The sequence below is a fragment of the Paraburkholderia silvatlantica genome, from assembly GCF_003096715.1.
In the GTDB taxonomy this organism is placed as follows: Bacteria; Pseudomonadota; Gammaproteobacteria; order Burkholderiales; family Burkholderiaceae; genus Paraburkholderia; species Paraburkholderia silvatlantica.
On the sequence record NZ_QEOL01000003.1, the window covers coordinates 380,634 to 395,107 of the forward strand.

Annotated in this window: 13 protein-coding genes and 1 pseudogene; 8 read left to right on the plus strand and 6 right to left on the minus strand. The window is 66.6% G+C overall.

Annotated elements, in window-relative coordinates:
* The first annotated feature begins 68 nt into the window (after window positions 1–68).
* Together C7411_RS06125 and C7411_RS06130 are read left to right on the plus strand one after the other, a co-directional pair.
* Entirely contained in the window at window positions 69–500 is a 432-nt protein-coding gene (locus C7411_RS06125; protein ID WP_110388083.1) for a hypothetical protein, read from the plus strand.
* Between the two features lie 26 nt (window positions 501–526).
* Window positions 527–892, plus strand: a complete 366-nt coding sequence (locus tag C7411_RS06130; protein ID WP_110388084.1) for a hypothetical protein — start codon at window positions 527–529, stop codon at window positions 890–892.
* Between the two features lie 119 nt (window positions 893–1,011).
* Here C7411_RS06130 and C7411_RS06135 read toward each other — a convergent pair whose 3' ends face one another.
* Window positions 1,012–3,051: a 2Fe-2S iron-sulfur cluster-binding protein gene (locus tag C7411_RS06135; RefSeq protein ID WP_110388085.1), complete on the minus strand. Its 2,040-nt coding sequence runs from the start codon at window positions 3,049–3,051 to the stop codon at window positions 1,012–1,014.
* A gap of 33 nt (window positions 3,052–3,084) precedes the next feature.
* Window positions 3,085–3,726: a glutathione S-transferase family protein gene (locus C7411_RS06140; RefSeq protein ID WP_110388086.1), complete on the minus strand. Its 642-nt coding sequence runs from the start codon at window positions 3,724–3,726 to the stop codon at window positions 3,085–3,087.
* 126 nt (window positions 3,727–3,852) lie between these two features.
* On the opposite strand from C7411_RS06140, the gene C7411_RS06145 reads away from it, so the two are divergent.
* Window positions 3,853–4,797 (plus strand): LysR family transcriptional regulator, encoded by a 945-nt coding sequence (locus C7411_RS06145; RefSeq protein ID WP_110388087.1) that lies wholly within the window; start codon window positions 3,853–3,855, stop codon window positions 4,795–4,797.
* A 47-nt stretch (window positions 4,798–4,844) separates the two neighbouring features.
* On the opposite strand, the gene C7411_RS06150 is transcribed toward C7411_RS06145, so the two are convergent.
* The 3 genes from C7411_RS06150 to C7411_RS06160 all read right to left on the minus strand — a co-directional run bounded on the left by C7411_RS06150 (window position 4,845) and on the right by C7411_RS06160 (window position 8,181).
* Window positions 4,845–6,071, minus strand: a complete 1,227-nt coding sequence (locus C7411_RS06150; protein WP_110388088.1) for an FAD-dependent oxidoreductase — start codon at window positions 6,069–6,071, stop codon at window positions 4,845–4,847.
* A gap of 219 nt (window positions 6,072–6,290) precedes the next feature.
* A complete protein-coding gene (locus C7411_RS06155) occupies window positions 6,291–7,286 on the minus strand; it encodes an O-fucosyltransferase family protein (protein ID WP_110388089.1) in 996 nt (331 codons plus the stop codon).
* Window positions 7,287–7,584: 298 nt separating this feature from the next.
* Entirely contained in the window at window positions 7,585–8,181 is a 597-nt protein-coding gene (locus tag C7411_RS06160; protein ID WP_110388090.1) for a DUF1571 domain-containing protein, read from the minus strand.
* Between the two features lie 104 nt (window positions 8,182–8,285).
* Between C7411_RS06160 and C7411_RS06165 the strand changes: the two genes are divergently transcribed.
* The 5 genes and pseudogenes from C7411_RS06165 to C7411_RS06185 all read left to right on the plus strand — a co-directional run bounded on the left by C7411_RS06165 (window position 8,286) and on the right by C7411_RS06185 (window position 13,583).
* Window positions 8,286–8,777, plus strand: a complete 492-nt coding sequence (locus tag C7411_RS06165) for an SRPBCC family protein (RefSeq protein ID WP_110388091.1) — start codon at window positions 8,286–8,288, stop codon at window positions 8,775–8,777.
* A 148-nt stretch (window positions 8,778–8,925) separates the two neighbouring features.
* Window positions 8,926–9,048, plus strand: a pseudogene (locus C7411_RS06170) (ferritin-like domain-containing protein); the annotation flags it as partial.
* A 25-nt stretch (window positions 9,049–9,073) separates the two neighbouring features.
* Entirely contained in the window at window positions 9,074–9,760 is a 687-nt protein-coding gene (locus tag C7411_RS06175) for an ABC transporter ATP-binding protein (protein ID WP_110388138.1), read from the plus strand.
* 3 nt (window positions 9,761–9,763) lie between these two features.
* Complete coding sequence (locus C7411_RS06180) at window positions 9,764–12,415, plus strand: ABC transporter permease (protein WP_110388092.1); 2,652 nt, start codon at window positions 9,764–9,766, stop codon at window positions 12,413–12,415.
* A gap of 4 nt (window positions 12,416–12,419) precedes the next feature.
* Entirely contained in the window at window positions 12,420–13,583 is a 1,164-nt protein-coding gene (locus C7411_RS06185) for a lipocalin-like domain-containing protein (protein ID WP_110388139.1), read from the plus strand.
* A 37-nt stretch (window positions 13,584–13,620) separates the two neighbouring features.
* On the opposite strand, the gene C7411_RS06190 is transcribed toward C7411_RS06185, so the two are convergent.
* Window positions 13,621–14,466, minus strand: a complete 846-nt coding sequence (locus tag C7411_RS06190) for a GNAT family N-acetyltransferase (protein ID WP_110388140.1) — start codon at window positions 14,464–14,466, stop codon at window positions 13,621–13,623.
* Window positions 14,467–14,474: the final 8 nt, after the last annotated feature.

Sequence of the window (14,474 nt, forward strand, 5' to 3'; positions counted from 1 at the left end):
CGGTTTTGCGAGAACCCGGTAACGCGCAGGATGGAGTCGCTGCAGTTCGGACGATAAGGGACACCATCATGCATACGCCGCATCCCGACTTCAAAAGCCTGCTGAACATTTTCCGCTTCGCGTCGGATGACGAAACACGCGCACGCCCTTGCAAGCCGGACCCTGAACCGGCGACGCAGCCGGACGCAACGATCCTCGCCGAACTGCTTCGGGCAAGGGCGCTCATGGTCCGCATCGAGTCGAGCGGCGTGAAATTTCCCGACCAGATCTACGACGTCTTCGTGCAGGCCCTGGCTGCCTATGACCAGAAGTGCTGGACGGAGCAGATCGACCGGAGTTTCTGCATCACGTTGAGCCTGCTGGAGTCGGTCGCACGCCACCGGCGCGGCACCGCAGCGGCGCGCCCCGCATGCACCGATGCGACCCTGGTCAATCACGACAATCCGGGCCCGAGGGTCGTCATCGGCGAGCACCGGAAGATGCTCGACGGTAATTGGTGAGCGATCGCCGACGAGGAGACCGTGCGATGCGAGACAACGCCATCCGGTACGACACGCCTGATGAAGAGCGCCTGCAATCCCTGCTTGCGCAGGAACGCGATGGCCAGACGGGGGGCAGGCGGGCAGGACGCGAGAAAACGATTCAGACAAAGACAGAGACGGAACGGCGACCTCCCAGTCCCTACACTGTCCACACGCTCGACACCGCGATTGCCCACCTCGAAAGCGCGATCAGTGCGGACAAGGCGATGGCGATCTTCGGCGCGAGCTATTGGCACTCCCGCGTGCTCGAGCTCCGTTGCACGCCGGGGATCTTGCACATTCAGGAGCGTCGGCTGCAGTGTTTGCTGGACCGGTTCGCTGCCAGAGCCGGAGAACATGAAATGGAATGAGCGATGCCAGAATCGGCGGGGGAAAGGAGACCGAACAAGATCGGGAAGCGTGAGAGACCACCAAAACCACCAAAAAATCAGCGAAATAACTATCGACTTGCATTAGCCGGAAACGGCGGCTAGAGATCCAGCGTCACGCCGCCCGCTGCCGGATGTCCGGCGCAGATCAGCGCATACCCCGGCTCGACGTCGAACTCCGGCGGTTCGTCGTATGCCACGCTGCCATCGAGCACGCGCGTGGCGCAGGTCCCGCAGATGCCGGAGCGGCAGCTCGACACCGCGTCGGCGCCGCAGCGCTCGGCGGTATCGAGCAGCGAGCCCTGCTGCGGCTGCCAGTGCACCGTTTGCGCGATGCGCGCGAATGTTACCGGTCTGGCTGTCGTTGCCTCGCCGGCAACGGGAGCGCGATCGTGCGTGCGCTTCAAGCTCGATGGCCCGAACGCCTCGAAGCGGATCCGGTCGTCCGCAATATTCAGCGCGCGCAGCCCGTCGTACAGATCGCGCATGAACGCTTCGGGGCCGCACAGATAAAAGTCGTAGTCGTCGAACGGCAGGAAGCGACGCAACGCAGCGACGTTCACGCGGCCCGCGAGCCGGTCGCCATCGAGCGAGTCGCGCTGCGCGGCGCTGTCGTACAGATGCACCGAGACGTTCGGATGGCTGCGTTCGATCTCCCGCAGCGCCTGTGCGAACGGCCTTTCGCGCTCGCCGCGCGTCCCATGGAACACGTGGATGCGGCGTTGCGGTTCGAGCGCAAGTGCCGCGTCGAGCATCGCCAGCATCGGCGTGATGCCGATGCCTGCCGCCGCCAGCACGATCGCGCGCGGGCTGCGCGTATCGAGCCTGAACGATCCGCGCGGCGCCAGCGTGTCGATCAGCGAGCCGATGCGAACGTGGTCGTGCAGCCAGCGCGACGCTGCGCCGTCGCGCTTCACGCTGATCCGGTAGCGCGCCGGACGTGCGGCGTCGTGCGCCGCGGAAAGCGTATAGGTGCGCATGAGCGGCTGGTCCGATTCGGGCGTGACGATGCGCAGCGGAAGGTACTGTCCGGCTTCGAACGGCGCGAGCGGCTCGCTGTCCACCGGTTCGAAATGGAACGAGCGGATCGTCGGGGATTCGTCGCGCACCTCGGCCACGCGCAGCGTGCGCCACGCGCGCGCGTCGGCTTGCTTCGGCGCGGCCGCCGGCGACGATTGCGTTGCAGCCTGCGCGAACTGGGATGCATATTCGACCGCCGACCATCGCAACGGCAAGGCTTCCCGCACGCGGCGCGCTTGCGCCACATGAAACCGCACCAGCCGCTGTGCCATCGGGAATTGCGCGACTTCGGGGCCGTCCCAGATCACCTCGGCGCGTACGGCCAGATACAACAGATCGCCGCGCGCAAAGTCGACGAACAGCAGCCCCGCACGCGAATCGCGCAGCAGGTTGCCGATCGTGTTGAAGAACTGGTTGCCGCTGAAGTCGGGCGCGGTCAGCGTGCGCACGTCGTCGATGCGCACGAAGCCGGGCATGCCGCCGCGATGCGACACGTCGGCGCCGCCCGCCGCGCCAGCTGCGTCATCGAGATTGGCGCTGGCGATGAAGAATACGTCCGCGCGTGCGATCAACGCGCGGTCTTCCACCGAAAGTGCCTGCGCATGTTCGACCGTGGCATTCGCCGGCGTGTTGCCGGCGAATGCCGGTTCACGTCCATTGATGTATTTCGCGCAGTTGCCGAAGCTCTGCTTGACTGCGAGCGTCACCACGCCGCCATCGACGGCCTGGATCACGCCATTTACGCGGTTGCGCCGCCGCGTGTGCGGCTGGATGCCGAGCCCGCCGATACGCGCGCCAGGCACCCAGCTTCCTTCGAGCGGATCGCCCGGCAGCGCGCCGCCGTCGACGCGCAGCGTGCGGCTGTCCGGCGTCGACACGAAGCCCGCCGCGTTCGCGCGCAGCGTCGCCCACGGCTGACCGGTTGCATCCACGCCGCCGAACACCATGAAGGGCAGCATCGCGAAGAACGCGCGATGCTGGTCCGGCATGGAGTCGCGGATGCCGCGCGAGCCGTTTTCGAGTGCAACGCCGGCCACGCCCGCGCGCCATTGGGCCTCGCGCTCGCCGTCGTGAAACGGCCCGGCGGCGCGGTACGGATTCAGTTCGGGGAGAGCGGTCATGACGGTCCCGGGTTGGCGGCGCGCAAGTGCCGTTCAGACGGCGAGCAGGCCCGCTTTCGTCGATGGCATCGGCACGAAGCCCGGCAACGCGGCCACGCGCTCGAGCCATGCGCGCAGATGCGGATACGGCTCCAGCGACACGCCGCCTTCGGGCGCGTGCGCGATGTAGGTATGCGCGGCAATGTCGGCGATCGTCACGTGGTCGCCCGCGGCGAACGGCTTGTGCGCGAGTTCCGCGTCGAGCAGCGGCAGCAGCGTCCGCGCGATCTGCTGTGCACGCGCCAGATCGAGATCGCTCTTGAATACGTGGACGAGACGCGCGGCGCACGGCCCGAACGCGATCGGGCCGGCTGCGAGCGACAGCCAGCGCTGCACGGCAGCCGCGCCGGGAGGATCGTCGGGAAGCCACGACGGATCGCCGTAGCGCTTGGCCAGATAGACGAGAATCGCGTTCGAATCGAACAACACCGTGTCGCCATCGACAATCGTCGGGACCTGGCCGAAGGGATTGAGCTTCAGGTAGGCGGGCTGGCGGTGTTCGCCCGCGGCGAGATCCACCGGCACGATCTCGAACGGCAGATCCAGCATGGACAGGAATAGCCGGACACGGTGTCCGTGGCCGGACAGCAGCGTGGTGTACAGGCGGATCGGCGTGGCGGGACGGACAGCGGGCATCGCATTCTCCATATCGATAGCGCTTCGGGATGAAGCGGCAAGGAGCGTTCAGATTAGGCAATGGCGGCGCGCGCGAGAAGACTGCTAAGCTTGCATTCATTTTCTATCGAAAGTGGACAATCGCCGATGACCGATATACGCGACGTGAATCTGAACCGGCTGGCGGTATTCGTCGCCGTGGTCGAGGCGGGGTCGCTTACGGCGGCGGCCGAGCGGCTCGGCATCGCCAAGACGATGGTCAGTGCGCATATGCAGCGCCTCGAACGCGAGGTCGGCGCGAGCCTGATCACGCGCACCACGCGGCAGCTGTCCGTGACCGATGCGGGTCGTGCGTTTTACGACGCCAGCTGCCGCATCCTGCAGATGACGGAAGAGGCGCTTGCGGCCGTCTCGGACGAGGCCACGCCCGCGCGCGGCGCGCTGCGGGTCAGCGCGCCTGTCGACTACGGCGCGCAGATCGTAGCGCCCGCGCTCGTCGATCTGCGTGCTGTCTATCCGGAGCTCGACATCGAACTGATATGCGCCGATCACTACGTCGACCTGATCGGCGAGGGGATCGATCTGGCTGTGCGGCTGGGCAATCTGCCGGACTCGAACTACCGCACGGTGAAACTCGGCAGCTACGTGCGCTGGCTGGTCGCGAGCCCCGCGTTCGTTGCGCGGCACGGCATGCCGAGGTCGCTGAACGCATTGACGTCCTTGCCGCACATCGCGATGACCGTGCTTCGGCATCCGTCGACGCTCGAGTTGACGCGCGATGCCGGGCGCCTCGCGGCGGGCCGCGTCACCCGCGGCAAAGTCGTGCGCCGCGTGCGCTGCGTGAATGCGCTGAGCGTGAACACGGCGACGTCGGCACGCGCGGCGGTCCTCGCGGGCGGCGGCTTTGCCGCGCTGACCGACTTCTCGACGCGCGCCGATCTTGTGTCCGGCGCGCTCGTCCGCTTGCTGCCCGAATGGTCCGGCGTGCCTTTGAATGTCCAGGCCGTATTTGCGCCGACGAACTACCCGTCGGGCAAGGTGCGGGCTGTCATCGAGGCGCTTAAGGCGAGGATCGCGACACGTGCCGCGTAAGCGAGCCTGGCTGCTCGCGCGCGTGACGTTGCACATGCGCCGCGAGATCAGCCTTGCGGCAAAAAACGATCCTCGACGAAAAACCGCCGGCGAGCCTTTTCGTCCGATGGCGTCTCCGGCCCGAGCCCCGGTAGATCAGGCGCGCGATCGGGCTCCATGGCGAAACACGGCAGGATGCGGGCGCGGCGCTCGTCAGCGGTCGCGCCGCGTTCGTACAGCAACTGGGTGAGCCAGTCCAGTACGCGGTGCAGGGCGCCGTAATACCGGTCGTGCTCGAAGGCGTATGCGTGCGCGGCGGCTTCCCAGTCATCGTTAGCGAGCAAGCGGTCAAGCAGCACCCTGACGTCGCGCAGCGTCAACGAGAGCCCGCATCCCCATGACGGGTCGCTGGCCGCCGCCGCGTCTCCGATAAGCACCACACTGCCGTTGCAGGGGTGCTCGACCCAGGTGTCCGCGCCGGGATAGGCCGCGAGCGGGCCAACGACACGCGCGCGTCCGAACCAGTCGCGCGGCACGCCGGTATCGACGCAGGCGTCGAGGAACTCGCGGATATGCCCGCTGCCGCTGATGGGGTGCGCGCGCTGCCCGACCCATGAGACGAAGTACGTCCTGAACCGCTGGTGCCCGATCGGAAAAACCAACGCGGCCTGTCCCAACGCCGGGGACTGGAAGTGGTGGACCGAATCTTCCGGCGCGTCGAGGCCTTCGTAGAGCACACCCGCCACGACCAGCCGCCCGGGATCCTGGTTGAGGGTGAAGCCGGCTATTCTGCGCAGCGTCGATCTGCGTCCGTCGGCACCCACCACGAGCCGCGCTTTTACCCGATGCGTGCCGCCATCCGTGCGAATCTCGACGACCGGCGGCTTGCCCGGATCGGCGTGCACGACTTCGGCGCCGCGCAGCACAATGGCCCCCGATGACTCGGCGGCATCCAGCAGCGTGCGCTGCATCGACGGATGATAGAAGTCCAGACAGGGGGTGTGCCCAGGGGTGGTATCCGCGAGGTTGCGGGTTTCGGCTGGCACCAGTCCGCTGTATCGCCTCCAGAACGGGACCACGTGCGCTCCGTCATCGCACAGCAGTCGATCGATGCCGAGCGCGCGGGCTTCGACGACACCCCAAGGCATCATGCCCTCGCCGCGCACGCGGTCCCTGAACGCCGTCTCGCGTTCGACAATCAGCGTGCGCGCTCCCGCGCCTGCCAGTGCACGGCCAAGCGTTGCGCCGCCAAGACCGCCGCCCGCGATCACGATGTCGTAGCTGCCCTGTGTCATTTGAAAACCTCCATGCCTGACGGCGACGCGAACCCGGACGTCAGCAAACTGACGGCGCATGAGGCGCTTGAGCGTGCGGGTCCCGAGGCGTGCGGATAGCGCAATTATGCGACTCGCATACGCCTGCGGAGGCAAGATTTGATGTGGCATGCGCCGAATCGCATCGACGCCGATGTCAGCGTTCGCGGGGCAAGGGCAAGCGGTGAGCCGCGGGCGTCGTTACGGGTCGAAAGCCGCAATCTCGATTTCAGGATTCACCAGATCGTTGTCGCGCTTGTTCTGCTCGGTCCAGATCTGGCTATCGGGAAACCAGAATGCGTTTTCGCGTGGCGGCACGACGAGCCTCACTCGCAGCGACGGATTGAAGATCTTCGACCAGGCCGAGAGGTAGGAGGGCGTCTTGATCAACTGACTGCAATTTGCGAGCAGCAGACTCGCGACCAAGGCTTCGCGGCCGATTGCGAGCCCGGGATGTCCGCTGAAGTGCACGGGCTTCCCTGCGCTCGCGAGCAGCGTGGCCGGCGCGACGCTGACGGGCACAGCGAAACCCCACTGGCGGAAGAAGTCAAGGAAGGCCTGCTCGTCGCTGGAGACGAAGATGTTCGTGAGCCGGCGATCGACAGCAAGTGTTTGCTCGACCATGCGGCAAAACGCATTCCAGTCGATTGTATGGGCCTCGAACCTCTTGTCCGTGCCGCGAAAATGGACGCCCAACGTCGAGGCGCCGATATCGAGCCGCTCGCTGATGTGCGCGACTTCCTCGCGGATCGATTCGCCTGGCCGGTAGTTCGACAGGAATACCGTACTCGCCCGCGCGAGCCCGAGGCCGGCTTCGTAACGGCGAAAGCCCAGATCGCCGAGATCGTGCACGATCGACGTTCGCAAATCCGCCCTCGCGGCGTCCGGCACGGCGGACGGTGCGAGGTTTTCAAAGTATTCGGCCAGCCAGTCGATCTTGCATTGCGCGTCGCCATAGCTGCCGCCGCGCGCCGAAATGACAGGGGTCAAGCGCTTTTCGTCGCAGTACAGGAGGATGCACAAGACGATCTGCATGACGGAAAAAAAGCCCGAATTTGCGCGAATCTCGATGACGAAGTGGCCACGGTTGAGGCGCTGCTTCGCGTGCAGGGAAAGGCGAGCGGGCGTATTGAGCACGTTCTTGACGCCTTCGCTGCGCCGCATCTGCTTTGCGAATCCAATGAGGTTTCTGAACATGCCATGTCCCTTTGATCCAGAAACGGGGATTCCCTTTCGGGCTGGGCGACGCCGCTTCCTGTTCGCAGGCGAGCGGTGCGCACACGGTAGAACCCGTCGATGGATGCGCCTTTAACTGCGTTAGCAACGATTGCGGGATGAGACGTATATTTTCCGACGATAGCGGGATCGTCGCGCACGCCTGGCTGGCTGGTTATTTGGCGTCCTAAGCGGTTTCGCCATTTTAGTATGGCATGTTTACGCATTGATTAAGCTGAGGATTCGGTGGCATCCCCAATGCCGGTGATCTCTCGCCAGATTAGCCGAACGGCTTGAGCTGCGACTCCGGCACGTCGATACGGAGGTTTTCCATGAGCACCGTTTCGATCGGCTCGCGCGACTCGCCTTCGCTCACGACCTTGACAGGCAGCCCATGGCTCAAATCGAACCATAACTCATAGCGGAACACGCCGGTCGCGAACTGTCCGGCCCGGCACGTCACGGTCACATGCGCCGTCTGGCGCGTGCCGATCGTCTCGGCGCCGACGACCTGTGTGTCGCCATGCAGTCGAAGCTCGCGGACATTGACCAGCAGTGCGCCGATATCGGACTCGTCGACGCGATGCCCCTGCGGGCTTTGAATCATGTGATTGTCGGGGCTCAGCGTGAGCCTCGGAAACGTGTCCATACCGAACGGCCAAAGCTTGACCTTACCCGATTCCGGGTTGAAGGTGAGCGTCGCGCCGCCATGCGGCCGGATAAAGTCCATCCGGACGAGGCCGGGCTTTCGGTAGCCATAGAGCACTTCGACCGTTTCGGCTCCCGCCGATGTCGATTTCAACGTGACCTGGTAGTTTGCGAGCGCATCGAAGCGTGCCTGCGCGAGGGCCACGAAATCCCGGTCTGGGAGCGTCATTGCCCCCTCCTATACTCGAACGTGGAAGATGGGCCATTCTGGAGCACGGCTTCGCACCGTGCAATCCACGCCTGACGCTGGCGCAGACAAGGAGGAAGTGAACGATGGCGGAATTCCGTCTGACCACCTTATGGTGTATCGAGGCGCCGGTTCAGCCGGTCTGGGACGCGATCCACGATGCGATGAACTGGCCGAGGTGGTGGAAGAACGTCGAGGCGGTACGCGAGCTGCAAGCGGGCGAGACCGACGGGCTGGGTGCGGTGCATCGTTACACGTGGAAAGGCGTGCTGCCTTATCGCGTGATCATCGACGTGCGCGTCACGCGCGTCGCGCCGCTTGTTGCCCTCGAGGGCGAGGCCAGCGGCGCACTGGAGGGCGTGGGGCGCTGGCATTTCGCGGCCGAAGGCGGCCGCACGGTGGTGCGCTACGATTGGCACGTCAGGACGGCCAGTGCGTGGATGAGCGCGGTCGCGCTCGCGCCCTTCGCACAGCTGGCATTCCGCTGGAATCACGATTCGATCATGCGCGAAGGCGGCCTCGCGCTTGCGCGCCTGCTCGAGGCACGTTGCATCGACTGCAGCGGCAAACCGCGATAAGTGCAACAATCGGATTCGTCAGTGCGCTTGCACACGCTTTCTGCAAGATTTCCGCGAGACGGAGGTGTTATGAACATGCCCCACCGCTTACTTGCCGTGCATGGGAGGCAACATGACTGAGATCGAGAAGGAGCCTGTCGTCGCAGTGCTGAAGGAATACGCGCGCCAGATGATCCAGGTCGAGGAACTGCACGCGGGCGAGGTCGACAGGATGCTGCGCCGTCCGGGCACGACCGCGACGTTGCTGCGGCAGGGCATGGATCACGCCTGACCGGCGCTGCGTGTGGCTCGACATGATGCTGACGCTCGCCAACGTATCGAAGCACTATGACGGCACCACGCCGCGCAACGTGCTGTGCGGCGTGAATCTCGAACTGCGCTCAGGTGAATGCGTCGCAATCATGGGCGAATCGGGCGCCGGAAAGTCGACGCTGCTCAATCTCGCAGCTGGACTCGACCGGCCGGACGCGGGACACATCGTTTTCGACGGACACGATCTCGGCACACTCGACGACGACGCGGCCACCCTGCAGCGCCGCCAGAAAATGGGCTTCGTGTTCCAGGCCTTCCATGTGCTGCCGAACCTCTCGGCGGCGCAAAACATCGCGCTGCCGCTGCTCCTGAACGGCATGCGGACGAAAGACGTGGCGGCGCGCGTGTCGTCCGTGCTGCACGCAGTCGGGCTCGGCGGGCGCGAGCGCGCGCTGCCGCGCGAATTGTCGGGCGGCGAGTTGCAGCGTGTGGCGATCGCGCGTGCGCTCGTGCATCAGCCGCGTCTCGTGCTGGCTGACGAGCCCACCGGCAATCTCGATCACGACACGGCGATGCGTATCCTTGCGCTGCTGCGCGAGCTGGCGCAAAAGAACGGAGCGGGCGTGCTGCTCGCGACGCATTCGGGCGCCGTGGCGGCTGCCGCCGACCGCGTGCTGCGGCTCACGCCCGCCGGGCTCGAGCCGTACACGCCCGGCGCGGGCGGTGCGTAGGCGATGCGCTGGTTCGGCGCCGTGGGTTCCTCGCGCGACGCTGCTGCAGCGCGCGCATCGCGTTGCCTCGGCAAGCGCATGCCCGCTGGCGGCGTCGGCGCCGCGCTCATCGCCGGTGAAATGCGCGCACACCCGCTGCGCACGCTGATCGGCATTCTCGCGATCGCGGCGGGCGTCGCGATGGGCTACGCCGTGCAGTTGATCAATCGCGCGGCGCTGGGCGAGCTGTCGGCCACCGTCAATTCGCTGATGGGCAACGCCGATATCGAACTGCGCGGTCCGCGCGCGGGCTTCGATGAAGCGCTGTACCCGCGCATTGCCCGCCTGCCCGAGGTCGCCGCGGCCAGTCCTGTGGTCGAAGTCGATGCGCGCGTGGCCGGACGCGACGAGTCGTTGAAACTGCTCGGCGTCGATGTGTTTCGCGCAGGCTATGTCACGCCGAATCTGGTCGGGCGCGTGGCGCTGGCCGATAGCGCGAACGGCACGAACGGCACGAACGGCACGAACGGCACGAAGGCCGCCACGCTCGATCTGCTCGACCCCGCCACCGTATTTCTCTCGCCCGCCGCGCTGAGCTGGCTCGCACTCAAGCCCGGCGATTCGCTCACGGTGCAGGTCGGACTGGCTTCGGTCGCGCTGCGCGTCGCAGGTGTGTTGCCCGCCTCGGGCGATGCGGTGCGCGTCGGCGTGATGGACATCGGTGCCGCGCAATGGCGCTTGCAGCGGCTCGGCACGCTTGAGCGCATCGACATCAAGCTCAAGCCTGGCGTCGATGCCGAAGTGTTCGCGCATTCGCTCGCACCGCGCTTGCCCGCGGGGGTCGCCCCTGTCACGCCGGGCGACAACGCAAACCGTACCTCGATGCTCTCGCGTGCGTACCGCGCGAATCTCAACGTACTCGCACTCGTTGCGCTATTCACGGGGGCGTTTCTCGTCTTCACAATGCAGGCCCTTGCCGTGCTGAGACGCCGTGCGCAGTTTGCGCTGCTGCGCGCGATCGGCGTGACACAGCGCGGCGTGCTGTGGCTCGTCGTCTCGGAGGGCGCGATTCTCGGCGTGCTCGGCGCGGCAGCGGGTCTCGTCATCGGCTTCGCGTTCGCCGCGGCCGTGCTCCGCTATGCGGGCGGCGATCTGGGCGGCGGCTATTTCGAAGGGGTGCAGCCGCGCGTGCATTTCGATGCGATGCCCGCGGCGATATTTTTTGCGCTGGGGATGGCCGCGTCGGTGCTCGGCAGTCTCGCGCCGGCGCTCGAAGCCGCGAGGGCGCGGCCCGCGCGGGCGCTGAAGGCCGGCGACGAGGAAGCGCCGGCCGCCCGGCTGCGCACGAAGCGCGCGGTCACGGCGGCGCTGCTCGCGCTCGCCGCCGGGCTTGTCGCAGCGCTATTGCCGCCCGTGGCCGGCTTGCCGGTGTTCGGCTATCTTTCCATCGCGCTGTTGCTGCTGGGCGGCGTGCTGGCCATGCCGGCACTCGCGCGCGCCGTCTTCGCTGGGCTGCCGCGCTCGCATCACGCCTTGCCGCAGCTCGTGCTGGCACAGCTCGCCAATGCCCCCGGCCGCGCGACGATCGGGCTCGCGGGCATCGTCACGAGCTTCAGCCTGATGGCGGCGATGGCGATCATGGTGTCGAGCTTTCGCATGGCAGTCGACGACTGGCTGCAGTTGCTGCTGCCCGCGCCGCTCTATCTGCGCGCTTCGCCGGGCGGCGACAGCGCATTCCTGTCGCCGGGAGATCAGGCGGTCATTGCCGCCACGCCCGGTATTGCGCGCGCCGAGTTTCTTCGCGCGACGCAAATCTCGCTCGACGCTCGCCTGCCGCCCGTGAGCCTGCTCGCGCGGCCCATCGATGCGCATCACCCCGCCGCGCGCCTGCCGTTGACGACTGCGCCTCGCGTGCCGCAAGCCGGCGAGCCGCCGCCGGTGTGGATCAGCGAGGCGGCCGCCGATCTTTACAGGATGCACACAGGCCAGCGCATCACGCTGCCGCTGGCGGGACAGCGCCTCCCGTTCACGGTGGCCGGCATCTGGCGCGATTATGCACGCCAGTTCGGGGCCATCGTGATCGATGCGAGCGACTATCGCCGGCTGACTCGCGACACACGCGTGACCGATGCCGCCTTGTGGCTCGACGCTGGCGTTGCGCCGTCGCAGGCGATCGCACGTTTGCGCGAGCGTGTGCACGGCGGGCAGCGCCTCGAGTTCGCGCAGCCTGGCGAGATCCGCGCGGCGAGTCTGCATATCTTCGACCGCAGCTTCGCCGTGACGTATCTGCTGGAAGCGGTGGCGGTGATCATCGGACTGTTCGGCGTCGGCGCGAGCTTCGGGTCGCAGGCGCTCGCCCGCACGCGCGAGTTCGGCATGCTGCGGCATATCGGCGTGACGCGTCGGCAGATCGCGGCCATGCTCGCGATGGAAGGCGCGCTCGTCGCGCTGCTCGGGGTGCTTGCCGGCTTGACGCTGGGCCTGGGTCTCGCGATGGTGCTCGTGCATGTCGTCAACCCGCAGTCGTTTCATTGGACGATGAGCTTGCATATGCCGTGGGGGTTGCTGGCCGCGCTGGCCTCGGCGGTCGTCGTGGCCGCCGCGCTCACGGCGCTCCTGAGTTCGCGCGCGGCGATGTCGGTCGATGCGGTGCGCGCCGTGCGCGACGACTGGTGACGCCGTGAGACGACGCACGTTCCTGCACAGGTTCCTGTCATGGCCGCTCGCGGCGCTGCCGCCATGCGCAGTATGGGCGCGCATGCCGGACTACCCGGCCGTGACGAGCGGACAGCCGCTCGTGTTTCCGCGCGACTATGGCGCGCATTCGCGCTATCGCACCGAATGGTGGTACGTGACCGGCTGGCTGCAAACGGATGCCGACGCCGCCGCGGATGCCGATGCCTCGCTGGGCTTCGAAGCGACCTTCTTCCGCTCGCGCCCCGCGCTAGACGACGCGAACCCGAGCCGCTTCGCGCCGGATCAGCTACTGTTTGCCAACGTGGCGCTGAGCGATCCGCACGCGGGCAGGCTGCAGCACGATCAGCGCATTGCGCGCCGCGGCTTCGGTCTTGCCGATGCAAGCGAGACGGACACGGCAGTCCACATCGACGACTGGTCGCTCGTGCGCAACGCGGACGGCGGCTACCGCCTGGACGTCGCCACGCCCGGTTTTGCGTTCGCCTTCACATTGGCGCCGACGCAGCCGGTGCTCGTCAACGGCGCAGGCGGGTATAGCCGTAAAGGTCCGCTGCCGGACGAAGCGAGCTACTACTACAGCGTACCGTGGCTGCATGTCGACGGCGTGCTCAAGCGCGGTGACGATCCGGCCAGCCATGCCCAGCACGTGCGAGGGCAGGCGTGGCTCGATCACGAATGGTCGTCGGCGCCGCTCGCTGATGAAGCGGTCGGCTGGGACTGGATCGGCATCAACTTCGATGACGGCGGCGCGCTCATGGCCTTGCAGATTCGCGACAGGGCCGGCCGCAAGTTCTGGGCAGGCGGCACGCTGCGCGCCGCCGATGGAAGCACACATACGCTTTCGCCCGAGAGCATTCGCTTCACGCCGCTGCGCCAGTGGCGTTCGCCGCATACCGGCGCACAGTATCCGGTGGCGATGCGCGTCGATGCGCGGGACATCCATCTGACGCTGGTGCCGCTCATGGACGATCAGGAGTTCGACAGCCGTGCCAGCACCGGCGCGGTGTATTGGGAGGGCGCGGTGACGGCGTTTGCCGCGGACGCGGCGGGCACGGGCACGGCAAATACCGCTGCGAAACCCGCAGGAAAACCGCTAGGACGCGGCTATCTCGAACTCACGGGCTATGTTCAGCGTCTCCGGCTCTAGACGGGCCTGTTAATAGCGTGAGCAGGCCCTTGCGCTATCACCCCAGCTCGAACGACGTCACGCCGAACACGCGATCGATCGCAATTGCGGGCGCGTTTTTCGTGTACATCCGGGCGGTTTCGAAAGCACTCGTCATACCGTGCCGCTGTGCCAGCGCGACGGCCGCGGGGTTCGTTTCCGGCACGTCGAGCACGATGACCTCGCCGGGCATGCTCGCCGCCAGCGCGCGAAAGAGGCCCGTGGCAACGCCCGCATCGTCGGCGAAGAGCGGGCCGATCTTGCAGCCCGTCTCGCAGCGACGCACGACGCCGTAACCGACGACGCGGCCCGCGTCGACCGTAGCGAGCGCAACGGCATCCGGCTGCGAGATCCAGGCGCGGAGGAAACGCTCGCGCGCCGCGGGAAAACAGGCGCGATCATAGGCAAGCAACTGCTCGAACGGCACGTCCGCGGCTGCCGCCGCACACGCGCACCCGATGCCGCTCACGTGTCCCTGATGGCGGATGTTGCGGTACGCAAGCTGGAATCCGGACTTCCCGTAGTTCGCCTGCTGGGCGACGACACCGTCGAGACCGATGTTACGGTCTCCCAGGTAGCGCATGCCGTGCCGCCAGATTCGCATGCCGAAGCCTTTGCCGCGAAATCCGGGTTTCACGATGTAGAGACCGATGAAGCCAAAGCTGTCGTCGTAGGCGACGGCGCAGAGGCACGCGACCGGCTCGCCGTGCCAAATGCCGACGAAGAAACCGTCCGGGTCCGTCGCCCTGAAACAGCGCGCGTCGTGCCACCCGGGGTTCCAGCCCTTGGCAGCCGCCCATTCGACCGACATGGCCACCTCGTCGGCCGACATGGTGCGCACGATGAAGTCGTCGGTTTGCTCCATGCCTTCGC

Excerpts from the sequence above, each read along its gene's own strand:
- C7411_RS06180 (WP_110388092.1), top strand. The coding sequence starts at position 9,764 with ATGCGCTGGTTCGGCGCCGTGGGTTCCTCGCGCGACGCTGCTGCAGCG.
- C7411_RS06135 (WP_110388085.1), bottom strand. The coding sequence starts at position 3,051 with ATGACCGCTCTCCCCGAACTGAATCCGTACCGCGCCGCCGGGCCGTTT.
- C7411_RS06190 (WP_110388140.1), bottom strand. The coding sequence starts at position 14,466 with ATGGAGCAAACCGACGACTTCATCGTGCGCACCATGTCGGCCGACGAG.
- C7411_RS06175 (WP_110388138.1), top strand. The coding sequence starts at position 9,074 with ATGCTGACGCTCGCCAACGTATCGAAGCACTATGACGGCACCACGCCG.
- C7411_RS06140 (WP_110388086.1), bottom strand. The coding sequence starts at position 3,726 with ATGCCCGCTGTCCGTCCCGCCACGCCGATCCGCCTGTACACCACGCTG.
- C7411_RS06155 (WP_110388089.1), bottom strand. The coding sequence starts at position 7,286 with ATGTTCAGAAACCTCATTGGATTCGCAAAGCAGATGCGGCGCAGCGAA.
- C7411_RS06150 (WP_110388088.1), bottom strand. The coding sequence starts at position 6,071 with ATGACACAGGGCAGCTACGACATCGTGATCGCGGGCGGCGGTCTTGGC.
- C7411_RS06165 (WP_110388091.1), top strand. The coding sequence starts at position 8,286 with ATGGCGGAATTCCGTCTGACCACCTTATGGTGTATCGAGGCGCCGGTT.
- C7411_RS06145 (WP_110388087.1), top strand. The coding sequence starts at position 3,853 with ATGACCGATATACGCGACGTGAATCTGAACCGGCTGGCGGTATTCGTC.
- C7411_RS06125 (WP_110388083.1), top strand. The coding sequence starts at position 69 with ATGCATACGCCGCATCCCGACTTCAAAAGCCTGCTGAACATTTTCCGC.
- C7411_RS06160 (WP_110388090.1), bottom strand. The coding sequence starts at position 8,181 with ATGACGCTCCCAGACCGGGATTTCGTGGCCCTCGCGCAGGCACGCTTC.
- C7411_RS06130 (WP_110388084.1), top strand. The coding sequence starts at position 527 with ATGCGAGACAACGCCATCCGGTACGACACGCCTGATGAAGAGCGCCTG.